The sequence below is a fragment of the Pseudomonas orientalis genome (assembly GCF_001439815.1).
Classification (GTDB): domain Bacteria; phylum Pseudomonadota; class Gammaproteobacteria; order Pseudomonadales; family Pseudomonadaceae; genus Aquipseudomonas; species Aquipseudomonas orientalis.
Genome location: NZ_JYLM01000007.1, coordinates 324,635 through 348,037, shown reverse-complemented (window position 1 = coordinate 348,037; position 23,403 = coordinate 324,635). Strand labels below are relative to the sequence as shown.

20 protein-coding genes are annotated in these 23,403 nt (G+C 60.8%); 13 read left to right on the top strand and 7 right to left on the bottom strand.

What is annotated here, in order from left to right:
- Window positions 1-411 precede the first annotated feature (411 nt).
- A complete protein-coding gene (gene argF / locus TU82_RS18905; RefSeq protein WP_057724786.1) occupies window positions 412-1,332 on the top strand; it encodes an ornithine carbamoyltransferase in 921 nt (306 codons plus the stop codon).
- Complete coding sequence (locus tag TU82_RS18900; protein ID WP_057724785.1) at window positions 1,329-2,384, top strand: ABC transporter ATP-binding protein; 1,056 nt, start codon at window positions 1,329-1,331, stop codon at window positions 2,382-2,384. The genes argF and TU82_RS18900 overlap by 4 nt, the downstream gene beginning before the upstream one ends.
- A 220-nt stretch (window positions 2,385-2,604) precedes the next feature.
- On the opposite strand, the gene ybaK is transcribed toward TU82_RS18900, so the two are convergent.
- The gene (gene ybaK, locus TU82_RS18895) at window positions 2,605-3,075 is read right to left on the bottom strand and encodes a Cys-tRNA(Pro) deacylase (RefSeq protein ID WP_057724784.1); all 471 of its coding nucleotides are present in this window, start codon (window positions 3,073-3,075) and stop codon (window positions 2,605-2,607) included.
- Between the two features lie 326 nt (window positions 3,076-3,401).
- On the opposite strand from ybaK, the gene TU82_RS18890 reads away from it, so the two are divergent.
- The 11 genes from TU82_RS18890 to TU82_RS18840 all read left to right on the top strand — a co-directional run bounded on the left by TU82_RS18890 (window position 3,402) and on the right by TU82_RS18840 (window position 15,875).
- Entirely contained in the window at window positions 3,402-4,259 is an 858-nt protein-coding gene (locus tag TU82_RS18890) for an MIP/aquaporin family protein (RefSeq protein WP_057724783.1), read from the top strand.
- Window positions 4,260-4,340: 81 nt separating this feature from the next.
- Window positions 4,341-5,846, top strand: coding sequence for a glycerol kinase GlpK (gene glpK / locus TU82_RS18885; protein WP_057724782.1), 1,506 nt, complete (start codon window positions 4,341-4,343; stop codon window positions 5,844-5,846).
- Between the two features lie 83 nt (window positions 5,847-5,929).
- Window positions 5,930-6,685: a DeoR/GlpR family transcriptional regulator gene (locus TU82_RS18880; RefSeq protein ID WP_057724781.1), complete on the top strand. Its 756-nt coding sequence runs from the start codon at window positions 5,930-5,932 to the stop codon at window positions 6,683-6,685.
- 274 nt (window positions 6,686-6,959) lie between these two features.
- A complete protein-coding gene (gene glpD, locus TU82_RS18875; protein WP_057724780.1) occupies window positions 6,960-8,498 on the top strand; it encodes a glycerol-3-phosphate dehydrogenase in 1,539 nt (512 codons plus the stop codon).
- Between the two features lie 377 nt (window positions 8,499-8,875).
- The gene (locus TU82_RS18870) at window positions 8,876-9,802 is read left to right on the top strand and encodes a glutamate/aspartate ABC transporter substrate-binding protein (RefSeq protein ID WP_057724779.1); all 927 of its coding nucleotides are present in this window, start codon (window positions 8,876-8,878) and stop codon (window positions 9,800-9,802) included.
- A 193-nt stretch (window positions 9,803-9,995) separates the two neighbouring features.
- Window positions 9,996-10,742 (top strand): amino acid ABC transporter permease, encoded by a 747-nt coding sequence (locus tag TU82_RS18865; RefSeq protein ID WP_057724778.1) that lies wholly within the window; start codon window positions 9,996-9,998, stop codon window positions 10,740-10,742.
- The gene (locus TU82_RS18860; RefSeq protein ID WP_046071144.1) at window positions 10,742-11,413 is read left to right on the top strand and encodes an amino acid ABC transporter permease; all 672 of its coding nucleotides are present in this window, start codon (window positions 10,742-10,744) and stop codon (window positions 11,411-11,413) included. The genes TU82_RS18865 and TU82_RS18860 overlap by 1 nt, the downstream gene beginning before the upstream one ends.
- The gene (locus TU82_RS18855; protein ID WP_003231449.1) at window positions 11,410-12,144 is read left to right on the top strand and encodes an amino acid ABC transporter ATP-binding protein; all 735 of its coding nucleotides are present in this window, start codon (window positions 11,410-11,412) and stop codon (window positions 12,142-12,144) included. The genes TU82_RS18860 and TU82_RS18855 overlap by 4 nt, the downstream gene beginning before the upstream one ends.
- Window positions 12,145-12,301: 157 nt before the next feature.
- A complete protein-coding gene (gene aauS, locus TU82_RS18850) occupies window positions 12,302-14,203 on the top strand; it encodes a two-component sensor histidine kinase AauS (protein ID WP_057724777.1) in 1,902 nt (633 codons plus the stop codon).
- A gap of 2 nt (window positions 14,204-14,205) precedes the next feature.
- Window positions 14,206-15,537, top strand: coding sequence for a two-component response regulator AauR (aauR, locus tag TU82_RS18845; RefSeq protein ID WP_478212332.1), 1,332 nt, complete (start codon window positions 14,206-14,208; stop codon window positions 15,535-15,537).
- Entirely contained in the window at window positions 15,537-15,875 is a 339-nt protein-coding gene (locus TU82_RS18840) for a GlpM family protein (protein ID WP_057724775.1), read from the top strand. The genes aauR and TU82_RS18840 overlap by 1 nt, the downstream gene beginning before the upstream one ends.
- A 62-nt stretch (window positions 15,876-15,937) precedes the next feature.
- On the opposite strand, the gene TU82_RS18835 is transcribed toward TU82_RS18840, so the two are convergent.
- From TU82_RS18835 to TU82_RS18810, 6 genes are all read right to left on the bottom strand, one after another.
- Window positions 15,938-17,335 (bottom strand): sigma-54-dependent transcriptional regulator, encoded by a 1,398-nt coding sequence (locus TU82_RS18835; RefSeq protein WP_057724774.1) that lies wholly within the window; start codon window positions 17,333-17,335, stop codon window positions 15,938-15,940.
- Window positions 17,325-19,103 carry a sensor histidine kinase gene (locus TU82_RS18830; RefSeq protein WP_057724773.1) on the bottom strand — a complete coding sequence of 593 codons (1,779 nt, stop codon included), beginning with the start codon at window positions 19,101-19,103 and terminating at the stop codon, window positions 17,325-17,327. Before TU82_RS18830 ends, TU82_RS18835 begins: the two co-directional genes overlap by 11 nt.
- Entirely contained in the window at window positions 19,103-20,227 is a 1,125-nt protein-coding gene (locus TU82_RS18825; protein ID WP_057724772.1) for a GNAT family N-acetyltransferase, read from the bottom strand. Before TU82_RS18825 ends, TU82_RS18830 begins: the two co-directional genes overlap by 1 nt.
- A gap of 137 nt (window positions 20,228-20,364) precedes the next feature.
- Window positions 20,365-21,213, bottom strand: coding sequence for an alpha/beta hydrolase (locus TU82_RS18820; protein WP_057724771.1), 849 nt, complete (start codon window positions 21,211-21,213; stop codon window positions 20,365-20,367).
- Complete coding sequence (locus TU82_RS18815; RefSeq protein WP_057724770.1) at window positions 21,210-22,604, bottom strand: aspartate aminotransferase family protein; 1,395 nt, start codon at window positions 22,602-22,604, stop codon at window positions 21,210-21,212. The genes TU82_RS18820 and TU82_RS18815 overlap by 4 nt, the downstream gene beginning before the upstream one ends.
- The gene (locus tag TU82_RS18810) at window positions 22,597-23,301 is read right to left on the bottom strand and encodes an MtnX-like HAD-IB family phosphatase (RefSeq protein WP_057724769.1); all 705 of its coding nucleotides are present in this window, start codon (window positions 23,299-23,301) and stop codon (window positions 22,597-22,599) included. Before TU82_RS18810 ends, TU82_RS18815 begins: the two co-directional genes overlap by 8 nt.
- Window positions 23,302-23,403 lie beyond the last annotated feature (102 nt).

The following is a 23,403-nucleotide window of genomic DNA, read 5'->3' as shown; positions in this document are numbered from 1 at the left end:
CTTTGTTCAACTATGGGCCGCGCCCACGCGGTGCGCCAGCAACGTTCGCGCGGTGAATCGGCGGATATAGCCCAGGGCATGGCTAAGCGTGAGCAAATGTTTCAGAAACGTCCCATAAGCGCCCTAAACCGATACAACCGGGTCCGCAGGCGCCGCTGCGCATTGCAAAAGGTCTCAACGCCAGTGTACAAATGGGCCGCTGCTGTCAGGAAACCGTCTTCAAAAGCGCCCCGGCGCCCTGCTTGAACACCTCTAAAAACCGTAGCCCTATTGGTAAGACGCGACATTTAATGTCAATATCGCGCCTTCCCCTATTTCGTCGCCCCGTGCGGCTTTCGCCGCAGGTCTCGCCCGTTGTCACAATAAACAAGGCTTTGAGTATCTGCGGTCTGTTGCAAAAGGTAGTTAATGATGAGCGCAAGGCACTTTCTCTCCCTGATGGATTGCACGCCCGAAGAGCTGGTCAGCGTGATCCGTCGAGGCATTGAGCTTAAAGACCTGCGTAACCGCGGCGTACTGTTTGAGCCTCTGAAAAACCGCGTGCTCGGGATGATTTTCGAGAAGTCCTCGACCCGCACCCGCCTGTCCTTCGAAGCCGGCATGATTCAGCTGGGTGGCCAGGCTATCTTCCTGTCGCCGCGCGACACCCAGTTGGGCCGTGGCGAGCCGATCAGCGATTGCGCCATCGTCATGTCGCGGATGCTCGATGCCGTGATGATCCGTACCTTCGCCCACAGCACCCTGACCGAATTTGCCGCCAACTCGCGCGTGCCGGTGATCAACGGTCTGTCCGATGACCTGCATCCGTGCCAGTTGCTGGCCGACATGCAAACCTTCCTCGAACACCGCGGCTCGATCCAGGGCAAGACCGTGGCCTGGATCGGCGACGGCAACAATATGTGCAACAGCTATATAGAAGCCGCGATCCAGTTCGACTTCCACCTGCGCATCGCCTGCCCGGAAGGTTACGAACCCAGCGCCGAATTCATGGCCAAGGCCGATGGCCGCGTGCAGTTGCTGCGCGATCCGAAAGATGCGGTGATCGGCGCCCATCTGGTGAGTACCGACGTCTGGACCTCCATGGGCCAGGAAGACGAAACCGCCAAGCGCCTGGCCCTGTTCGCGCCGTTCCAGGTCACCCGCGCCCTGCTCGACCTGGCCGCGCCGGATGTGCTGTTCATGCACTGCCTGCCCGCCCACCGTGGCGAGGAAATCAGCCTCGACCTGCTCGACGACCCGCGTTCGGTCGCCTGGGACCAGGCCGAAAACCGCCTGCATGCGCAAAAGGCCCTGCTCGAATTTCTCGTCCCGCCGTCGTACCACCACGCATGAGCCCGCCATTACTGCTGAACCTGCGCAACCTGGCATGCGGCTATCAAGATCAACGGGTGGTGCAGAACCTCAATCTGCACTTGAACGCGGGCGACATCGGTTGCCTGCTGGGCTCTTCGGGCTGCGGCAAGACCACCACCCTGCGCGCCATTGCCGGGTTTGAGCCGGTGCACGAAGGCGAAATCAGCCTGGCGGGCGAAGTGATCTCCAGTGCCGGTTTCACACTGGCACCGGAGAAACGTCGTATCGGCATGGTGTTCCAGGACTACGCGCTATTTCCTCATCTTAGTGTGGCCGACAACATCGCCTTCGGTATCCGCAAGCACCCGCACAAGGATCGTGTGGTTGCCGAGCTGCTCGACCTGGTCAACCTCAAAGACCTGGGCAAACGCTTCCCCCACGAGCTTTCCGGTGGTCAGCAACAGCGCGTCGCGCTCGCACGTGCCCTGGCGCCGGAACCACAGTTGCTGTTGCTGGACGAACCCTTTTCCAACCTGGATGGCGAACTGCGGCGCAAGCTCAGCCATGAAGTGCGCGACATCCTCAAGGCGCGCGGCACCAGTGCGATCCTGGTCACCCACGACCAGGAGGAAGCCTTCGCCGTCAGCGACCATGTAGGCGTTTTCAAGGAGGGTCGTCTTGAGCAATGGGATACGCCCTACAACCTCTATCACGAACCGCAGACGCCCTATGTGGCCAGCTTTATCGGCCAGGGCTATTTCATTCGCGGCCAATTGAGCTCGCATGAGTCCGTCAGCACTGAGCTGGGCGAGCTGCGTGGCAACCGTGCCTATACCTGGCCGATCGGTGGCGCGGTGGATGTATTGCTGCGACCGGACGACATCGTCTATGCGCCGGACAGTGCGTTGAAAGCGCGGATCGTCGGCAAGACTTTTCTCGGCGCATCAACGCTATACCGTCTGCAACTGCCGACGGGCGCACAGCTGGAGTCGATTTTTCCCAGCCACGTCGATCAGCAGGTCGGGGCGGATGTGGGCATTCGAGTGGCTGCCGAGCATCTGGTGCTGTTCCAGGCACAATCAGCCAGCTGACGAAACCGGATTGAACATGTGGGAGGGGGCTTGCCCTAATGCCGTCTGTAGGAGCGAGCTTGCTCGCGAAAAACTCACAGGCACCGCGTTCATCCAGGAAGCACGCGTTATCGTTGACGTTTTTCGCGAGCAAGCTCGCTCCTACAAAGGGCCACGTACGCTTAACTGACTGGCATTAGCGCAAGCCCCTCCCACATTTGGTTTTGCGTAGGGCTGAAAATCAGGCCCGCCCAATCGGCGCGAACCTGGCCTGGGTCTGTTCAGCCAACACACTGGCTGACAGCTCGACTTCCAACCCGCGCCGGCCGGCACTGACAAAAATCGTCGCAAACGGCTGCGCGGTCACATCGATGAACGTGCGCAGGCGCTTCTTTTGCCCCAAGGGGCTGATACCGCCCAATAGATACCCGGTGGAACGCTGCGCGGCCGCCGGGTCAGCCATTTCGACTTTCTTGACGCCCGCCGCATTCGCCAGGGCTTTGAGGTCCAGACTTCCGACGACCGGCACCACTGCCACCAGCAATTCGCCTTTCTCAGTGCTGGCCAGCAATGTCTTGAACACCTGCGCCGGGTCGAGGCCCAATTTTTCCGCGGCCTCCAGGCCATACGACGCCGCCTTGGGATCATGTTCATAACTGTGGATACGATGTTCGGCGCGAACTTTTTTCAACAGATCCAAAGCAGGGGTCATGTGGGCTCCGAGAGGGCGAACTGACGGCCAATTCTAGGCCAAGCCTGCTCAAAACGCTCTAGTTCAGTCCTCCGCGCTCACGGATATCTGGCTCGTTCCATGATCATTCACCACACCAATAGTTCGGAAATGACCAATCGTTCACTTTCGACCTTTGACAGCGGTCATTCTTGTCTATATTTTTTCGTTTCCGAATACTGTAGGAATAGCTCCCCAGTACTCGAGCAGTAAGCCGTGGCGCAGGATGGGGATCCTTGTCACGGTGAAAATCGCGCAACCGCCCGTTGAGGCAGTGCGCCAGACAAGAACAACAACTGAGGTTTTCCATGACAACTGCTCTTCAACAGCCTTCACTTTCGAGCCAATGCATGGCCGAATTCCTCGGCACTGCGCTGCTGATCTTCTTTGGTACCGGATGCGTCGCTGCACTTAAGGTCGCGGGTGCGAGCTTTGGCTTGTGGGAGATCAGCATTATCTGGGGCGTCGGCGTCAGCATGGCGATCTATCTGAGTGCCGGTATTTCCGGGGCTCACCTCAATCCGGCGGTGAGTATCGCCCTGTGCATTTTCGCCGATTTCGAAAAGCGCAAACTGCCCTTCTATATCCTTGCCCAGATCGCCGGAGCCTTCTGTTCCGCCGCGCTGGTGTACACGCTCTACAGCAATCTTTTTTTCGATTACGAACAAACCCACCACATGGTGCGTGGCTCCCAGGCCAGCCTGGAATTGGCCTCGGTGTTTTCCACTTATCCCCATGCGCTGCTGAGCACGGCCCAGGCATTCCTGGTGGAAATGGTCATCACGGCGATCCTGATGGGCGTGATCATGGCGCTGACCGACGATAACAATGGCCTGCCACGTGGCCCCTTGGCTCCGCTGCTGATCGGCCTGTTGATCGCCGTGATCGGCAGCGCCATGGGCCCGCTGACCGGCTTTGCGATGAACCCGGCGCGGGATTTCGGGCCCAAGCTGATGACCTTCTTCGCCGGCTGGGGTGAAATGGCCTTTACTGGCGGACGCGATATTCCTTACTTCCTGGTACCGATTTTCGCACCGATTGTCGGCGCATGCCTCGGCGCTGCCGCGTATCGCGGGCTGATTGCCCGTCATCTGCCGAGCGCCGCACCTGCTATGGCTGAAGAAACAACTGACACGGCTGTCAACGGCAAGACGCGTATTTCCTGATACCGCCGGCCTGGCCCGCACTGCCTCTTTGCGGACCCGGCTGATTCCTTACTTCCTTATTTTCCGTCTAAGGCAATCGACATGACCGACCTTCAGAATAAGAACTACATCATTGCCCTTGATCAGGGCACCACCAGTTCCCGCGCGATCATCTTCGATCGCGACGCCAACGTGGTCTGCACCGCCCAGCGTGAATTCACTCAGCACTACCCGCAAGCGGGCTGGGTCGAGCATGACCCAATGGAAATTTTCGCGACCCAGAGCGCGGTGATGGTCGAAGCGCTGGCGCAGGCCGGCCTGCACCATGACCAGGTCGCCGCCATCGGCATCACCAACCAGCGTGAAACCACCGTAGTGTGGGACAAAGTCACCGGCCGCCCGATCTACAACGCGATCGTCTGGCAATGTCGGCGCAGCACCGAGATCTGCCAGCAGCTCAAACGCGACGGCCACGAGCAATACATCAATGACACCACCGGCCTGGTCACCGACCCGTACTTCTCCGGCACCAAGCTCAAGTGGATCCTCGACAACGTCGAAGGCAGCCGCGAGCGTGCGCGTAACGGTGAACTGCTGTTCGGCACCATCGACAGCTGGCTGATCTGGAAATTTACCGGCGGCAAGACCCACGTCACCGACTACACCAACGCCTCGCGCACCATGCTCTTCAACATCCACACGCTGGAGTGGGATGCGAAGATGCTGGAGATCCTCGGCGTACCGCGCGAAATGCTGCCGGAGGTGAAGTCTTCCTCGGAAATCTATGGCCGTACCAAAAGCGGCATCGCCATCGGCGGCATCGCGGGTGACCAACAGGCTGCACTGTTCGGCCAGATGTGCGTCGAAGCCGGTCAAGCCAAGAACACCTACGGCACCGGTTGCTTCCTGCTGATGAACACCGGCGACAAAGCGGTGAAATCCAAGCACGGCATGCTCACCACCATCGCCTGCGGCCCACGTGGCGAAGTGGCTTATGCCCTGGAAGGCGCGGTATTCAACGGCGGCTCCACCGTACAGTGGCTGCGTGACGAGCTGAAGATCATCGCCGATGCCACCGACACCGAATACTTCGCCGGCAAGGTCAAGGACAGCAACGGCGTGTACCTGGTGCCCGCCTTCACCGGCCTGGGCGCGCCGTACTGGGACCCGTATGCCCGTGGCGCACTGTTCGGCCTGACCCGTGGCGTACGCGTGGACCACATTATTCGCGCAGCCCTGGAGTCGATTGCCTACCAGACCCGTGACGTGCTCGACGCCATGCAACAGGACTCGGGCGAACGCCTCAAAGCCCTGCGCGTGGACGGCGGCGCGGTCGCGAACAATTTCCTGATGCAGTTCCAGGCCGACATCCTCGGCACCCAGGTCGAGCGCCCGCAAATGCGCGAGACCACCGCATTGGGCGCGGCCTACCTGGCCGGTCTGGCATGCGGCTTCTGGGGCAGCCTGGACGAGTTGCGCGGCAAGGCGGTGATCGAGCGCGAATTCGAACCACAGCTGGATGAGGCCTCCAAAGAGAAACTCTACGCAGGCTGGCAAAAAGCAGTCAGCCGCACCCGCGACTGGGAGCCGCACGAAGGCGCTGAATAAGCCGACGTCAGGTTGTAACTGGCAGGGAGCGGATTCCTGCGTCATCATGGGCCACTTTTGTATGGCAGCCCAAAGGACGCCCCATGAATCTGCCTCCCCGCCAACAACAAATCCTCGAGCTGGTCCGCGAACGCGGCTATGTCAGTATCGAGGAAATGGCGCAGCTGTTCGTTGTCACCCCGCAAACCATCCGCCGCGATATCAACCAGTTGGCGGACGCCAATCTGCTGCGCCGCTACCACGGCGGCGCGGCCTATGACTCCAGTGTCGAAAACACCGCGTACGCCATGCGGGCCGATCAGATGCGCGATGAGAAACAGCGTATCGGTGAAGCCATCGCGGCGCAGATCCCCGATCACGCCTCGTTGTTCATCAATATCGGTACCACCACCGAATCCATTGCCCGCGCGCTGCTCAATCACCACCACCTGAAAATCATCACCAACAACCTCAACGTCGCCACCATGCTCAGTGCCAAGGACGACTTCGACGTATTGCTGACCGGCGGCAATGTGCGGCGTGACGGCGGCGTGGTCGGCCAGGCCAGTGTGGATTTCATCAACCAGTTCAAGGTCGATTTCGCACTCGTGGGCATCAGCGGCATCGATGAAGATGGCAGCCTGCTCGACTTCGACTATCAGGAAGTGCGTGTCTCCCAGGCGATCATCGCCAATGCGCGGCAAGTGATCCTGGCGGCGGACTCCAGCAAATTCGGGCGCAATGCCATGATTCGCCTGGGACCGATCAGTCTGGTGGACTGCCTGGTGACGGACCAGCAGCCGGTGCCGGCGCTGGTGCAGGTGTTGAATGAGCATAAGGTTCGTCTGGAAGTCGTCTAGCGCCTGGCCGGTCCCCATCGGGGGCAAGCCCCCTCCCACATTTCAATAGCGTCGCACATCCGAGTGTGGGAGGGGGCTTGCCCCCGATGGCGATTTATCCCCCCCCCTTTTCTTCAGCCACCCCAGGCTCATGTTCACAATTCTTCCTTTCCCGGCCGTTCGATGAGTTTTTTCAATCGATGTCAGGTGGCTGTGCGCGCATTTATCAGCTACCATTTTCGCAAATGAACATTAATGTTCGAATTCCAATACGAAAAGATTGCGAGGCCAGCCGATGAACCCTTCTACCTTGCCTGCCCCACCGCTTGCCGAAGTCTATGACGTGGCCGTTATCGGCGGCGGGATCAATGGCGTCGGCATTGCAGCAGATGCAGCCGGTCGCGGTCTGTCGGTATTCCTTTGCGAAAAGGATGACCTGGCCAGCCACACCTCCTCCGCCAGCAGCAAGCTGATCCACGGTGGCTTGCGCTATCTGGAGCATTACGAGTTCCGTCTGGTCCGCGAGGCCCTGGCCGAGCGGGAAGTGTTGCTGGAGAAGGCTCCGCACATCGTCAAGCAGATGCGCTTCGTGCTGCCGCACCGTCCGCACCTGCGCCCGGCCTGGATGATTCGTGCCGGCCTGTTCCTGTATGACCACTTGGGCAAGCGCGAGAAACTGGCCGGTTCCAAAAGCCTCAAGTTCGGTGCCGACAGCCCGCTGAAAAGCGAAATCACCAAAGGCTTCGAATACTCCGACTGCTGGGTGGACGACGCACGCCTGGTGGTGCTCAACGCCATGGCCGCACGCGAGAAAGGCGCGCATATCCACACCCAGACCCGTTGCATCAGCGCACACCGCAGCAACGGCCTGTGGGAAATGAACATGGAGCGCGCCGATGGCAGCCTGTTCTCGATCCGCGCCCGGGCGCTGGTAAACGCCGCAGGCCCGTGGGTCGCCAAGTTCATCAAGGAGGATCTGAAGCTGGATTCGCCTTACGGCATCCGCCTGATTCAGGGCAGCCACCTGATCGTGCCGAAACTGTATGAAGGTGCGCATGCGCACATCCTGCAGAACGAAGACCAACGCATCGTCTTCACTATTCCGTACCTGAATCACCTGACCATCATCGGCACCACCGACCGTGAATACACCGGCGATCCGGCTGCAGTTGCAATCACCGAAGGTGAAACCGACTACATGCTCAAGGTGGTCAACGCGCACTTCAAGAAACAAGTGAGCCGCGACGACATCGTCCACACCTATTCGGGCGTGCGGCCGTTGTGCAACGACGAATCGGATAACCCGTCGGCCATTACCCGCGACTACACCCTGTCGCTGTCCGGCGGCACCGGCGAGGCACCGATCCTGTCGGTGTTCGGCGGCAAGCTGACCACGTATCGCAAGCTGGCTGAATCGGCCATGGCGCAACTGGCGCCGTACTTCACGCAAATGCGCCCAAGCTGGACCGCCAAGGCCAGCCTGCCGGGCGGCGAAGACATGACCACCCCAGAAGCCCTGGCCGAGGCCATTCGCAGCAAGTTCGACTGGCTGCCGAGCGAGATCGCCCGTCGCTGGTCGACCACCTACGGCAGCCGCACCTGGCGCTTGCTGGAAGGTGTGCATACCCTGGCTGACCTGGGTGAGCACCTGGGAGGCGGGCTTTACAGCCGCGAAGTCGATTACCTGTGCGCCGAAGAGTGGGTGACGCAGCCTCAGGACGTGCTGTGGCGCCGCACCAAGCTGGGCCTGTTCACCACGCCTGCGGAGCAGCAAAACCTGCAACGCTACTTGTCCAAGGTTGAACAGAACCGCAGCAAAACCGAAGCGGCCTGACACCCTCCCGACACTGTAGGAGCGAGCTTGCTCGCGAAAAACCCGAGAGCGCTGCGTTTATCCAGAATAACCGCGGCGCTTTGCGTTTTTCGCGAGCAAGCTCGCTCCTACAGTCAGCGGGCGTGACATTCGGTTTTCCGAACGCAACACATGACGCTATTCGGTTTGCCGTACCCTGGCGGCAAACCGTGACCGTCACATAAAATTAATTTCTATATAATTCAAGACATTAAGCTTTTATTCGCGGTATGGCACGACTCATGCTCTACACTTCAAGACGATTGCCTGGGACGCCTCAGGAGCCGTCAAGGCATTCGCTGTACAAGAGAGCCGTTTCAGCTGGCTTCATAAAAAAAACAAATGTCGAGGAAGTATTGATGCGCATCGTTCCCCATATCCTGGGCGCAGCTATCGCTGCTGCTCTGATCAGCACTCCAGTTTTCGCCGCCGAACTCACCGGCACGCTGAAGAAAATCAACGACTCCGGCACTATCACGCTCGCTCACCGCGACAGCTCCATCCCGTTTTCCTATATTGCGGATGGTTCGGGCAAGCCTGTCGGCTACTCCCATGACATTCAGCTGGCCGTCGTCGAAGCCCTGAAAAAAGACCTGAACAAGCCCGACCTGAAGGTCAAGTACAACCTGGTGACCTCGCAAACGCGCATTCCGCTGATCCAGAACGGCACTGCGGACCTTGAGTGTGGTTCCACCACCAACAACGCCGAACGCGCCCAGCAAGTTGATTTCACCACCAACATCTTCGAAATCGGCACTCGCCTGCTGGTCAAGAAAGACAAGGAAGGCAAGCCGTCCTACGCCGACTTTGCCGATCTGAAAGGCAAGAACGTCGTGACCACCGCCGGCACCACGTCCGAGCGCATCATCAAGGCGATGAACGCCGACAAGCAGATGGGCATGAACGTCATCTCCGCCAAAGACCACGGCGAATCCTTCCAGATGCTCGAAAGCGGCCGCGCCGTCGCGTTCATGATGGACGACGCCCTGCTGGCCGGTGAAGAAGCCAAGGCCAAGAAGCCGGACGACTGGGTCATCACCGGTACTCCGCAGTCCTTTGAAGCCTATGCGTGCATGGTCCGCAAGGGCGACCCGGACTTCAAGAAAGCCGTGGATGACGCCATTGTCGGCCTGTACAAGTCCGGCGAGATCAACAAGATCTACGCCAAGTGGTTCGAAAGCCCGATCCCACCGAAAGGCCTGAACCTGAACTTCCCGATGAGCGACAAGGTCAAGGAGCTGATCGCCAACCCAAGCGACAAACCAGCGCCAGAAGTAAAAATCTGATACCTGACTAAGCTTATCGCCTGAGGGAGCCAACCTTCCCTCGGGCGTCTGTTACTACCTGCTGGCTTTAACTTGGAACACTCGACCTGGCGGTTTTCGAGCCGATCGTGTGTGCCTGGCGTTCAACGTCAGGTGGGAAATGGCATTCCCCAAGCGGGTGCTTGTACATCGATCGATTTCGGGGGAGACCCTAATGAATTACAACTGGGACTGGGGCGTGTTCTTCAAGTCCACCGGCGTTGGCAGCGAGACGTATCTCGACTGGTACATCGCCGGCCTGGGCTGGACCATTGCCATCGCTGTCGTGGCATGGATTGTCGCCTTGCTGCTGGGCTCCATTCTTGGGGTCATGCGCACCGTGCCAAACCGCCTCGTATCGGGCATTGCGACCTGCTACGTGGAACTGTTTCGTAACGTGCCGCTGCTGGTTCAGCTGTTTATCTGGTACTTCCTGGTACCCGATCTGCTGCCACAGAACCTGCAGGACTGGTACAAGCAAGACCTGAACCCGACCACCTCCGCCTACCTGAGCGTCGTCGTCTGCCTGGGCCTGTTCACCGCAGCCCGTGTGTGCGAACAAGTGCGCACCGGTATCCAGGCGCTGCCACGCGGCCAGGAATCCGCAGCCCGCGCCATGGGCTTCAAGCTGCCGCAGATCTACTGGAACGTGCTGCTGCCCCAGGCCTACCGCATCATCATTCCGCCACTTACCTCCGAATTCCTCAACGTGTTCAAGAACTCCTCCGTGGCGTCCCTGATCGGCTTGATGGAACTGCTGGCGCAAACCAAGCAGACCGCCGAATTTTCGGCCAACCTGTTTGAAGCCTTCACCCTGGCCACGCTGATCTACTTCACCCTGAACATGAGCCTGATGCTGCTGATGCGCGTGGTCGAGAAAAAAGTCGCGGTGCCCGGCCTGATCTCCGTGGGGGGCAAATAATGGACTTCGATTTCAGCGGTATCATCCCCGCGATCCCGGGCCTGTGGAACGGCATGGTCATGACCCTGCAACTGATGGTCATGGGCGTGGTAGGCGGCATCATCCTGGGCACGATCCTCGCGCTGATGCGCCTGTCGTCCAGCAAGCTGCTGTCGCGCGTGGCCGGCGCCTATGTGAACTACTTCCGTTCGATCCCGCTGCTGCTGGTCATCACCTGGTTCTACCTGGCGGTACCCTTCGTGCTGCGCTGGATCACCGGCGAAGACACGCCGATCGGCGCGTTCACCTCGTGCGTCGTGGCGTTCATGATGTTCGAAGCCGCGTACTTCTGCGAAATCGTGCGGGCCGGCGTGCAGTCGATCCCCAAGGGACAGATGGCGGCAGCTCAGGCGATGGGCATGACCTACGGTCAGACCATGCGCCTGATCATCCTGCCCCAGGCGTTCCGCAAGATGACCCCGCTGCTGCTGCAGCAGAGCATCATCCTGTTCCAGGACACTTCGCTGGTCTACACCGTGGGCCTGGTGGATTTCCTCAACTCCGCCCGCTCCAACGGCGACATCATCGGCCGCTCCAATGAGTTCCTGATCTTCGCCGGTGTGGTCTACTTCATCATCAGCTTTTCCGCCTCGCTGCTGGTCAAGCGTCTGCAAAAAAGGTTTGCCGTATGATCTCTATCAAGAACATCAACAAGTGGTATGGCGACTTCCAGGTGCTGACCGACTGCAGCACCGAGGTTAAAAAAGGCGAAGTGATCGTGGTGTGCGGGCCGTCGGGCTCGGGCAAATCGACCCTGATCAAGTGCGTCAACGCACTGGAACCCTTCCAGAAGGGCGACGTAGTCGTGGACGGCACCTCGATTGCCGACCCGAAGACCAACCTGCCGAAACTGCGCTCGCGCGTGGGCATGGTGTTCCAGCACTTCGAGTTGTTCCCGCACCTGACCATCACCGAAAACCTGACCATCGCGCAGATCAAGGTACTCGGCCGCAGCAAGGAAGAAGCCACCCAGAAAGGCCTGCAACTGCTTGAGCGCGTGGGCCTGTCGGCGCACGCCCATAAGCACCCGGGCCAACTCTCCGGTGGCCAGCAGCAACGTGTGGCGATTGCCCGCGCCCTGGCCATGGACCCGATCGTCATGCTGTTCGACGAACCGACCTCGGCGCTGGACCCGGAAATGGTCAACGAAGTGCTCGACGTGATGGTGCAACTGGCCCAGGAAGGCATGACCATGATGTGCGTGACCCACGAAATGGGCTTTGCGCGCAAGGTGGCCGACCGTGTGATCTTCATGGACGCCGGCAAGATCATCGAAGACTGCCCGAAAGAAGAGTTCTTCGGCGACATCAGCGCCCGCTCCGAACGCGCGCAGCACTTCCTCGAGAAAATCCTGCAGCACTAAAAGCAACTCGCTTCTCCACTGTAGGAGCGAGCTTGCTCGCGAAAGACGACAACGATAACGCGTGTATCCAGAATTAACGCGGTACCTTTGAGTTTTTCGCGAGCAAGCTCGCTCCTACAGTTGGCAGGCGAGAAGTAGCTGACCCAAGGCATCTGTGATGAAATGCGACCCCAATCAATATCGCGCAGCGCCGCCATCACTTGCCGTGAAGCCTCGTCTGATACGCCAACTGTTCCTGCCGCCGTTGATCATCGCCCTGATGATCGGCCTGGGTTATATCGGCTTCTGGGTCAGTGAGTACTACGGCATCCGCACCCTCAGCGACAACGGCGGACGCCAGTTGGAGCTGCATGCCCGTACCGTCGAAAGCGAACTGAGCAAATACACCTACCTGCCCAGCCTGCTCGAGCTGGAATCCAGCGTTTCCCTGCTCCTGGCCGATCCCAGCCAGGAAACCCGCAAGACCGTCAACGATTACCTCGAGGGCCTGAACCGCCGCAGCCGCAGCCGGGCCATCTACGTGATGGACACCACCGGTCGGGTGCTGGCCACCAGTAACTGGCGCGACGCCGACAGTTACCAGGGTGAAGACCTGTCCTTTCGCGCCTATTTCCAGAACGCCGTACGCGGCCAACCCGGTCGTTTCTACGGCATCGGCAGTACCAACGGCGAGCCCGGCTACTACCTGGCCCATGGCTTGGAAGAGCACGGCAAGATCATCGGTGTCGCCGTGGTCAAGGTCCGTCTGGAAGCACTTGAAGAACGCTGGCAACGCGCGCGCCTCGAAGCCTTTGTCAGCGACGAAAACGGCATCATCATCCTGTCCAGTGACCCGGCCCGCCGCCTCAAGGCGGTGCAGCCCCTGAGCGATGACACGAGGGACCGCCTGGCCCACAGCCTGCAATATTACTGGGCGACTCTGAACGCGCTGGAACCCCTGGCCCGCGAGCGCTTGAACGAAGGCAGCGAAAAGCTGACCTTCCCGGCCAACAGCGAAGTGGCCAGCGACAAGCACGAAGTCAGCTATCTGGCACAAACCCGGCCGTTGAATGACACACCGTGGAATTTCACCCTGCTTACCCCGCTCAATGACCTGCGACGCGCCGCGATCAACCAAGGCATCCTGGTCGCCGTCGCGTTCGGCCTGGTCGCGTTTTTGCTGATTGCCTGGAACGAGCGACGCAAAGTCATCGCCACCCGCCTTGCCGCACGGGAAGCCTTGCAGGAAGCCAACAGCCAGTTGGAGCGGCGGATCGCCGACCGCACCGCCGACCTGCGCGCCAGCAATGAACGGCTCAAGGGTCAGATCCGCGAACGGCGCCAGGCCGAAGAAACCCTGCGCCACGCCCAGGACGAACTGGTGCAGGCCGGCAAACTCGCGGCGATCGGCCAGATGTCCACCAGCATCGCCCATGAATTGAACCAACCCCTGGCCGCGCTGCGCACCCTGTCCGGCAACACCGTGCGCTTCCTCGAGCGCGGGGCCCTGGACACCGCCAGCACCAACCTCAAGACCATCAACGAACTGATCGACCGCATGGGCCGCATCACCGCCAGCCTGCGCTCGTTCGCCCGGCGCGGTGACAACCAGGGCGAGGCGAGCCTGGCCAAGGCCGTGGACGCCGCGTTCCAGGTGCTCGGCGCGCGCCTGGACACCCCGCCCCTGGCTGTGCACCGTGAGTTCGCCAATGCCCGACTGCAGATCGACCAGACGCGCCTGGAGCAGATCCTGGTCAACCTGATCGGTAACGCCCTCGACGCGATGCAGGCACAACCTGCGCCGCAGTTGTGGCTGGAAGGCCAGCACGCCGAGGGCAAATATCGCCTGCGGGTGCGCGATAATGGCCACGGCATCGACCCCGAGGCCCGCAAGCATCTGTTCGAGCCGTTCTTTACCACCAAACCCGGCGAGCAAGGCCTGGGCCTGGGCCTTACTTTGTCTGCAAGCCTTGCGGCCGCCACCGGCGGCAGCCTGGCGGTGGAACATCCGGCCAGCGGTGGTACCGCGTTTGTCCTGAACCTGCCGTTGGCGGGCGCTGAAAAAGTTGAGTCGACATGAATATGCAAGCCCAAGACCTCACTGTCCTGATCGTCGAAGATGATCCCCATGTGCTGCTCGGTTGCCAGCAGGCCCTGGCGCTCGAAGACATTCCCAGCGTTGGCGTGGGCAGTGCCGAAGAAGCTTTGACGCACATCGGCGAGAACTTCGCCGGCATTGTCGTGAGCGATATCCGCCTGCCGGGCATCGACGGGCTGGAGCTGCTGACCCGCCTCAAGGCCCTGGATAAAAGCCTGCCGGTGGTGCTGATCACCGGGCATGGCGACATCTCCATGGCCGTCGGCGCCATGCGCAACGGCGCCTACGATTTCATGGAAAAACCCTTCTCCCCCGAGCGTCTGGTGGAGGTTGCCAGGCGTGCCCTGGAACAGCGCGGGCTGGCGCGGGAAGTCTGGTCGCTGCGCCGCCAGTTGGCCGAGCGCGATTCATTGGAAGGCCGCATCATCGGACGCTCGCCGGCGATGCAAAACCTGCGCGAACTGATCGCCAACGTCGCCGACACCTCGGCCAATGTGCTGATCGAAGGTGAAACCGGTACCGGCAAGGAGCTGGTCGCGCGTTGCCTGCATGATTTCAGCCGGCGCCATTCCCACCAGTTCGTCGCACTGAACTGCGGTGGGCTGCCGGAGAACCTGTTCGAAAGCGAGATATTCGGCCACGAAGCCAACGCCTTCACGGGCGCCGGCAAGCGTCGCATCGGCAAGATCGAGCACGCCCATGAGGGCACGCTGTTTCTCGATGAAGTGGAAAGCATGCCGATCAACCTGCAGATCAAACTGCTGCGGGTCCTGCAGGAACGCACCCTCGAGCGCCTGGGTTCGAACCAGAGCGTGGCCGTGGATTGCCGGGTGATCGCCGCCACCAAGTCCGACCTGGACGAACTGAGCCGCGCCAGCCAGTTCCGCAGCGACCTGTACTACCGCCTCAATGTGGTCACCCTGGAACTGCCGCCCCTGCGCGAGCGCCGTGAAGACATCCTGCAGTTGTTCGAACACTTCCTGCAGCAATCCTCACTGCGCTTCGATCGCACCGCGCCGGAGCTGGACAACCAGACCCTGTCGAGCCTGATGAGCCATGATTGGCCGGGCAACGTGCGCGAACTGCGCAACGTCGCCGAACGCTTCGCCCTGGGCCTGCCGGCCTTCAAGAAAAGCGGTACGGGTAGCAGCACCCAGGGCCTGGCCTTTACCGAGGCGGTGGAAGCCTTCGAGCGCAACCTGCTCAACGATGCCCTGCAACGCAGCGGCGGCAACCTGACCCAGGCCAGCCAGGAACTGGGAATGGCCAAGACCACGCTGTTCGACAAGGTCAAGAAATACGGGTTGAGTCACTGATGGATCTATTTCTCAAAGCCGCGCTTGGCGCAGCGGTAGTGCTGATACTGGCGGCGCTGGCCAAGACCAGAAATTATTACATCGCAGGCCTGGTGCCGCTGTTTCCGACCTTTGCGCTGATCGCCCACTACATCGTCGGCAAAGGCCGCTCGGTGGAGGATCTGAAGACCACGATACTGTTCGGGATGTGGTCGATCATTCCGTACTTTGTGTATCTGGCGACGTTGTATGTGCTGGTGGATCGGATGCGGTTGGAGGCATCACTTGCAGTCGCCGCAGTCGCTTGGTTGATGGCGGCAACGGTGCTGGTCAGCGTGTGGGTACGCCTCCACACCTGACACACCGCAGTTAAAAATGTGGGAGGGGGCAAGCCCTCTCCCACATTTTCAACCACATTCTGTCAGCGGACTATTTTGTCGACCTGGATACCCAGCTTCTTCAGGCGATACCAGAAACTGCGCTCTGAAATCCCGATGCGCTGCGCCGCCGCAGCCTGCACCCCATTGCTCTCCTGCAAGGCCGCCAGAATATAAGCTTTCTCCACTTCCGCCAGCGCCGCATCCAGATCCTGCGGTACACCCGGCCCATCACTCAGGATTGTCGCCGCGCCAGCCTCGGCGGGCCTGGAGGCAAACAGATACCCCGGCAAATCGATATCTTCGATCACCGGCGACGCCGCCACGATGGTCGCTCGCTCCACGCAGTTTTGCAGCTCGCGGATATTGCCCGGCCAGTGATACGCCGCCATGGCCTGCAAGGCTTCGGGGCTGAACCCGCTGATGCGCTTACCGGCCGTTGCGCTGAGGGTACGGGCGAAGTGCCGGGCCAGGGGCGCGATATCGTCCACACGCTCGCGCAGGGCCGGCAGCGGAATCGGGAAGACATTCAGGCGGTAATACAGGTCTTCGCGAAATTCCTTGTTGGCCACGGCGTCCAGCAGGTTCTTGTTGGTGGCGGCGATCACCCGCACGTCCACCTTGCGCTCGCGGGGGTCGCCCACCGGTTCGATGACCCGTTCCTGCAAGGCGCGCAGGATCTTGGCCTGCAAGGCCAACGGCATATCCCCGACTTCATCGAGGAACAGCGTGCCCTTGTCGGCCTGCATGAAGCGCCCTACCCGATCCGCCACGGCGCCGGTGAAGGCACCCTTGCGATGACCGAACATCTCGCTTTCCAGCAACCCTTCGGGGATCGCCGCGCAATTGACCGCCACGAACGGCTGGTCGGCACGGCTGCCGTGCTTGTGAATGGCGCGGGCGACCATTTCCTTGCCGGTACCGCTTTCGCCGGTCAGCAGGATGGTGGCGCTGCTGTCGCGCACCGAGTCCACCGCTTGCAGCACTTTGCGAAACGCCGGGCTGTCGCCCACCAGGCTGTCGAACTGCGCATGTTCATCCAGCTCGGCGCGCAGGCGCGCGTTGTCGCGCATGATGTCGCGAAACTGCAGGGCCTTGGCCACGGTGATGTCCAGCTCGTCGATATCGAACGGCTTGGCAATATAGTCGTAGGCGCCATTGCGCATCGACTGCACGGCATTTTTCACCGTGCTGTAGGCCGTCATCACGATCACCGGCACGTGCGGATAACGCTGCTTGATCTCGGCCAGCAACGCCGGCCCGTCCATGCCCGGCATGCGCCAATCGCTGATGACCAGGTCAATGGCTTCCTGCTCCAGCACCTTGAGCGCGTGCAGGCCATTACCGGCAGTGAACACCTGGATGCCGCTCTGGCTCAGGGCGGACGACAGCAGGTCACAGAGCTTGGGCTCGTCGTCGACCACCAATACGTTATGCGTCATGCCCGTCCTCATTCTCGCCGTCGTCTTCACCGTTAGCCGGAATGTACAGGTTGAAGGTGGCGCCGGCATCTTTCTCGGTGACGCATTCGATGCTGCCGTCGTGACTTTCCATGATCGAATAGACTTTGGCCAGGCCCAGGCCCGTGCCCGAAGCCTTGGTGGTGACAAACGGCGTGAAGATGCGCTCGACCATATCCGCCGGGATGCCTTCGCCGGTATCGGCGATGCTGATCACGGTGTTGTCGCCCGCGCTGCGGATACCCAGGGTGAGGCGCCCGCCTTCGGGCATCGCGTCGATGGCGTTGAGGATCAGGTTGAGGCAGGCCTGCTTGAGCTGCTTGGCGTCCGCGTAGATCGTGGCGTCGGGCGCCTGGTCGTCAATCTGTGCGTCGATGGTGTGCGAACTCAACTCCGGGCCGCAGAAACCGAGGATTTCTTCCACCAGGGCGCGTGCCGGTTGCAGGACGCGCATCGGCGGGTTGGGCTTGGCGAAGTCGAGAAATTCGGTGATCAGTTCGTTGATCCGGCTGACCTCGCTGATGACGTACTCCAGGTGGCGCTTGTCGGTGTCCGGCAGGTCGGCGCGACGGTGTAACAGCTGGGTGGCGGTCTTGATGATGCCCAGCGGGTTGCGGATTTCATGGGCCAGGCCCATGGCGACTTCACCCAGGGCATGCAGGCGATCACGCCGGCGTAGCTGGGCTTCCAGATGATGCAATTCGCCCAGCCGTTGCGTCATGTGGTTAAAGGTACTGCTCAGTTGCGCCAGCTCATCGCCGCCGCTGACCACGACACGGTGCGTGTAGTTGCCGGAAATCACCGCATTCACGCCCTGGGACAAGTCGCGCAGGGGCTGGGTCAGGCGTCGCGACACCCACATGCCCGCGGCCAGCGACAGCGCCGAGCTGACCAGGAAAATCAGCACGAACAAATTGCTCTGGTTCACCAGCCCCACCAGGCTGGTGTGGCGCAGCAGGCCGCTGAAGATCACGCCTTGCAGCTCGCCGGCATCGTTGAATATCGGCCAGTACAAACCGCTGTACTGACTGGTGAACTGCTCGCTCGGCTGCCGGGTGCTGCGCAGCTCGGTTTCGACGTCCTTGGGAATGCGCGACGGATGATTTTCAAAGCGCTGGGTCGAGAATATCTCGGAAAAACCCGAGGGGTTGGCCAGGTACAAGCGCAAGTCGAGAGAATGCACATCGGCCACGCTGGTGAGGAAGCTGCTGTCCAGGTAAGTGGCCACCAGCAGCAGATAATCGACGCCATCGCGGTTGGTCTGGAAGGTCGACACCACCAGGCCGGTGCTCACGCCGGCGACCTGTACGGTCTGCAATACCGCATTGCTGGTCAGGCTGATCTGCTTGACGATGTCGTCGGCGGCGGTGCTGAACAGCACTTTGTGATCACTGGTACGAATCAGCGCCACCACATCGATGTCGGTGGCACTGGCGATGTCGGCGGTGAGCCGGTCATGCCGTTCGGCCTGCCTGGATGAGGGCGGGCTGGTGTAGCGCAGGAACAGCTTGGCCATGCGCGCGTTGTCGTGAAGGATGTCGCCGATCTCGTCCTTGACGATCTTGGTCGACTCCTGCAGCCAGATACGCACGTTGCTGTCGAAAATCTGCGACAGCGTGGTGGCGGCCAATTCGGCTGCAATCATGGTCGGAATGACGCTGACCAGCCAGAAGGCCAGCACCAGCTTGCGCTGCACGCTCCAGCGCGAGATGGCAAAGGGGCGGGCTTTCTGGCGGGTCTTGGTAATCATCAGGTTTCGCTTATCGCAGCAGCCATGGCAGGGTCGGAACGGTCCGGTCGGATAAACAGTTTCACAAGCTTGAGCAGGCCGTTGACCAGCCGGTTGCGGTGGCGGAAAAACAGGCTGTTGCCCTGGAACTGGCAACCCAGGCGCAGTTTACTGGCATAACCGGCCTGGCCGCATTCGTACAGCGCAATATTGTGCTGGATACAGTAGTCGACATTGGTCAGCCAGCTGCGGAAGTACAGGTTGTATTCACGGCTGAACGCGATGTCATGCCCGAAAAACTTGTCGATCAACCGATGCTCGTCAAGCAGGATCAGGTTGAATGCCACCAGGTGTTCGTCCACCCAGTAAAGTACACACACCGCACGCGCTTGCAGTTGCTCGAGAATCCCCGTGAAGTAACCGGCGGGCAGGCGTTCGAACTGCAAGTCCGCACGCGTGAGCGTGGCTTCATAGAGGCGCATCACTTCGGGCAGCACATCATCGATGTTGTGCCGCCACTCCACCCGTGGCCCCGGCGCGCGCAGTTTGCGCCGCAGGTCCTTGCGCGTGGATTTGCCCAGCGAGCCCAGGTAAGCATCCACCGAACCATAGGGTACCGGCAACACGCCGGTGGGCAGGCTCGGCATGCTTTGAAAGCCTGCGGCGCGACAACTCTGGGCCCAGTGCGAGTCGTGGGTCGGTGCGTCCTTGACCGCCAGCAGCCCGATGCCGAACCCGTCGGCATCGCGGCGCGCCGCAATGAGCAATTGCTGGAGCAACAGCGGCCTGCGCCCGTCGCGCACATGGCTGGCGATACCCGCGTCACAACGCTCGGCCACCGGCGAGCCGATCGCGTACAGGGCCAACTGTAAGGCACCCGGCCACAGGCGTTGCAAGCGCTCGGTCAAGCGCTTGCCGGCTCCGGACACCGTGGTATCGAGGCGATAATGGGTGATGAACGCAACCGCCACGGCCACCAGCGTTTGATCTTCGTAGACGGCCAGATAGCGCCACTGGAAGTCATCGATCGCGGCGTTTTCCACGGCGAGGTAATAGTCCCAGTCCTCCAGGGCACCGGGGAAACAGTCATTCCAGGCATCGCGCTGGATAGCCCGGATGGTCGGGTAGGCTTGGGTGGTTATCACAGTTTTTCCTTATTAGCACCGCCCCTGCTGTAGGAGCGAGCTTGCTCGCGAAATCGCACAGAGACCGCGTTCAGCCTGGCAGTACGCGTTATCGTTAACGACCTTCGCGAGCAAGCTCGCTCCTACAGGTAAGCGAATCACGCCACACGATTGAGTTGCACCAAATGCCGCCCGACAAACTCGGCACTCAACTCGATCACGCGCCGGTACTGCAAATCGACGGTGATCATGTGATAGCAGTTATCCAGCAGGATCTTGGTCACCGGGCCACCGAGGTGGCGCTCCACGTAATCGGCGTTCCACCGGCTGGTGATGTCGTCCTCGATGGAATGCAGCACCAGCGCCGGGACCTTGATTGCGGGCATGCGCTTCTTGACCACGGCATTGAGGCGATGCAACTCGCGCACGGTGATGCCTTCCATGGTCAGCAACCCCGCCTCGCTGCTCGCGCCCTCCTTCATCTGCCGCTCGACGATGGCCCGCAGGCGTTCGTTCTTGATGCCGTAGGGCGGCTTCTCTTCGAAACTGCAAACGTGCACGCCGAACGGAATCTTCATCAGCAACGGCGTGAGAAAGGCCAGCTTGTTGATGCTCCAGCCGTCGTACTTCAAGGTGGTGGAATACATCAGCAGCCCGGCGACCTGCCCCGGATGCTCGGCCGCCACGTACATCGACATCACCGCGCCCATGGACAAGCCGCCGACGAACACCTGTTCGTGACGCCGCTTGACCTGTACGAAGGTCTTGCGCACCCCTTCGTACCAGTCGCGCCAGCCGGTGGCCTGCAGGTCGCTGTTGTCGCCGCAGTGCCCGGCCAGGGTGGGCACATACACCGTACAGTTGCCCGCTTTGACCAGCCCCTTGGCGACCTGGCGCAATTCGGTCGGGGTGCCGGTCAGGCCGTGGATCAACAGAATCCCGACCGGACCCTCACCGAGAACGAAGCCGGCATCACCTTCACCGAGGTCGATCTCTGGCGTTTTCACCGGTTGGTCGCCCGTACCAGCAGTTGCTCAAGCAGCTTCAGGCCCAGTTCGATTTCCGGGTAGCTGATCTCCAGGGACGGCGCCAGGGTGATGACGTTCTTGTAGTAACCACCCACGTCGAGGATCAGGCCGAGTTTCTGACCGTCCACCACCATGTCGCCCTTCATGCCTTCCTCGACCATGTAGTCCAGGGTCGCCTTGTCCGGGGTGAAGCCATCCGGGCCGCAGATTTCGCAGCGCAGCGCCAGGCCCAGGCCGTCGACGTCGCCAATGATCGGGAAACGTTTCTGCAGGTCCTGCAAGCCTTCCAGGAAGAACTTGCCCTTGGCCATGACCATCGCGCCGTAGTCAACTTCGTTGGTCATCTTGAACATTTCCAGGCCCACCGCCGTGCCTAAAGGGTTGGAGGCAAAGGTGGAGTGGGTCGAACCTGGCGGGAACACCGTCGGGTTGATCAGCTCTTCACGGGCCCAGATGCCGCCCAGCGGGTTGAGGCCGTTGGTCAGCGCCTTGCCGAACACGATCACGTCCGGCTGCACGTCGAAGTGCTCGATCGACCAGAGTTTGCCGGTGCGGTAGAAGCCCATCTGGATTTCATCCGAGACCATCAGGATGCCGTGCTGATCGAGGACGTGCTTGAGCTCGCGATAGAAGTTCATCGGCGGGATCACGTAGCCGCCGGTGCCCTGGATCGGCTCCACATAGAACGCCGCGTATTCGCACTGGTTGGTTTTCGGGTCCCAGACGCCGTTGTATTCAGTCTCGAACAAGCGCGCGAATTGCTGCACGCAGTGGCTGCCGTATTCTTCCTTGGTCATGCCTTTCGGGCCACGGAAGTGGTACGGGAACGGGATGAAGTTGGCGCGCTCGCCAAAATGACCGTAGCGGCGACGGTAGCGGAAGCTGGAGGTGATCGACGAGGCGCCGAGCGTACGGCCGTGGTAGCCCCCTTCGAAGGCGAACATCAGGCTCTTGCCGTTGCTGGCGTTGCGCACCACCTTCAACGAGTCCTCGATGGACTGCGAACCACCGACATTGAAGTGCACACGACCGTCGAGGCCGAATTTTTTCTTGGCGTCGACCGCGATCATTTCCGACAGCTCGATCTTGCCTTTGTGCAGGTACTGACTGGCGATCTGCGGCAGGGTGTCGATCTGCTGTTTCAGCGCATTGTTCAGGCGCGGGTTGGCATAGCCGAAGTTGACGGCCGAGTACCACATCTGCAGGTCGAGGTAGGCCTGGTCTTCGGTGTCCCACACGTAGGAGCCTTCGCAGCGGCTGAAAATACGCGGCGGCTCGATGTAGTGAACGGTGTCGCCGTAGGAGCAGTACTTGGCTTCCTTATCCAGAAGGACCTGGTCTTCGGCGGTAGCGATGCGGATATCAGACATGATGGAAGAGTTCCTGAGTGTCGGAAGAGGTGTTGAACGAGGTGGCGTTGGCGGCGCTGTCTTGCGGCAGCTGAGCCAGCAACGCAGGCACTTGGGCAAAGGTGTCAAAGCGCGCATGGGGAATGCGGTGGGCGACGCAATACTCGGCGAGGCTGCCCTTGGCGAACACGAAGTCGGCGGTGGAGGCCACGCACATGTCGGACTTGCCGTCGCCGATCACCAGCACGCGTTTGTTGCCCGGCGTGGACTTGCACTTGCAGTTGCCGGCAGCGGCGCGGCAGGCATCGCTGGCGTACGGAAAGTCGATGCGCCAGCTGTTCTGGTCGACCTGGCGCAGGCGGTTGGCGAGGATCGGCAGCAAGGTCACGTAGTTGCGCGACAGAATGCGTGCGATGCCCTGCTCGATGCCGTCGCTGACCACTTCGATGGTCGCGCCCAGGCCCATGACGTGATCGACGAAATCCGGGAAGTCCGGGTCAATCTCGACGCTGTCGAAATACGCCAGCAGTTCACTGGGGGTGGCCTTGATCAGCGCCAGTTGGCGGCTCAGGCATTCGCGTGAACCGATATGTCCATCCAGCCATTGCTGTTCGATGGTTTCCCACTCAGGGCCGGCGAAGCGTTGGAGGACGTTGTCGATGACATCGGTGGGGGTGATGGTCCCATCGAAGTCACACACGATATGCCATTGGTTCATTGCATCTACCTTTGGAAAGAGGCGCGCTGTATGCGCTTGCATTACCGGTAGAGCAGGGAGCGTGCCAACAGGCCAAAGCCCGGCGGGCCCGGGGTTGCGCCT

Excerpts from the sequence above, each read along its gene's own strand:
- argF (WP_057724786.1), top strand. The coding sequence starts at position 412 with ATGAGCGCAAGGCACTTTCTCTCCCTGATGGATTGCACGCCCGAAGAG.
- TU82_RS18860 (WP_046071144.1), top strand. The coding sequence starts at position 10,742 with ATGGACTTCGATTTCAGCGGTATCATCCCCGCGATCCCGGGCCTGTGG.
- TU82_RS18865 (WP_057724778.1), top strand. The coding sequence starts at position 9,996 with ATGAATTACAACTGGGACTGGGGCGTGTTCTTCAAGTCCACCGGCGTT.
- aauS (WP_057724777.1), top strand. The coding sequence starts at position 12,302 with ATGAAATGCGACCCCAATCAATATCGCGCAGCGCCGCCATCACTTGCC.
- TU82_RS18855 (WP_003231449.1), top strand. The coding sequence starts at position 11,410 with ATGATCTCTATCAAGAACATCAACAAGTGGTATGGCGACTTCCAGGTG.
- TU82_RS18815 (WP_057724770.1), bottom strand. The coding sequence starts at position 22,604 with ATGTCTGATATCCGCATCGCTACCGCCGAAGACCAGGTCCTTCTGGAT.
- TU82_RS18880 (WP_057724781.1), top strand. The coding sequence starts at position 5,930 with ATGAATCTGCCTCCCCGCCAACAACAAATCCTCGAGCTGGTCCGCGAA.
- aauR (WP_478212332.1), top strand. The coding sequence starts at position 14,206 with ATGCAAGCCCAAGACCTCACTGTCCTGATCGTCGAAGATGATCCCCAT.
- glpK (WP_057724782.1), top strand. The coding sequence starts at position 4,341 with ATGACCGACCTTCAGAATAAGAACTACATCATTGCCCTTGATCAGGGC.
- ybaK (WP_057724784.1), bottom strand. The coding sequence starts at position 3,075 with ATGACCCCTGCTTTGGATCTGTTGAAAAAAGTTCGCGCCGAACATCGT.
- TU82_RS18835 (WP_057724774.1), bottom strand. The coding sequence starts at position 17,335 with ATGACGCATAACGTATTGGTGGTCGACGACGAGCCCAAGCTCTGTGAC.
- TU82_RS18810 (WP_057724769.1), bottom strand. The coding sequence starts at position 23,301 with ATGAACCAATGGCATATCGTGTGTGACTTCGATGGGACCATCACCCCC.
- TU82_RS18830 (WP_057724773.1), bottom strand. The coding sequence starts at position 19,103 with ATGATTACCAAGACCCGCCAGAAAGCCCGCCCCTTTGCCATCTCGCGC.
- TU82_RS18840 (WP_057724775.1), top strand. The coding sequence starts at position 15,537 with ATGGATCTATTTCTCAAAGCCGCGCTTGGCGCAGCGGTAGTGCTGATA.
- glpD (WP_057724780.1), top strand. The coding sequence starts at position 6,960 with ATGAACCCTTCTACCTTGCCTGCCCCACCGCTTGCCGAAGTCTATGAC.
- TU82_RS18870 (WP_057724779.1), top strand. The coding sequence starts at position 8,876 with ATGCGCATCGTTCCCCATATCCTGGGCGCAGCTATCGCTGCTGCTCTG.
- TU82_RS18890 (WP_057724783.1), top strand. The coding sequence starts at position 3,402 with ATGACAACTGCTCTTCAACAGCCTTCACTTTCGAGCCAATGCATGGCC.
- TU82_RS18900 (WP_057724785.1), top strand. The coding sequence starts at position 1,329 with ATGAGCCCGCCATTACTGCTGAACCTGCGCAACCTGGCATGCGGCTAT.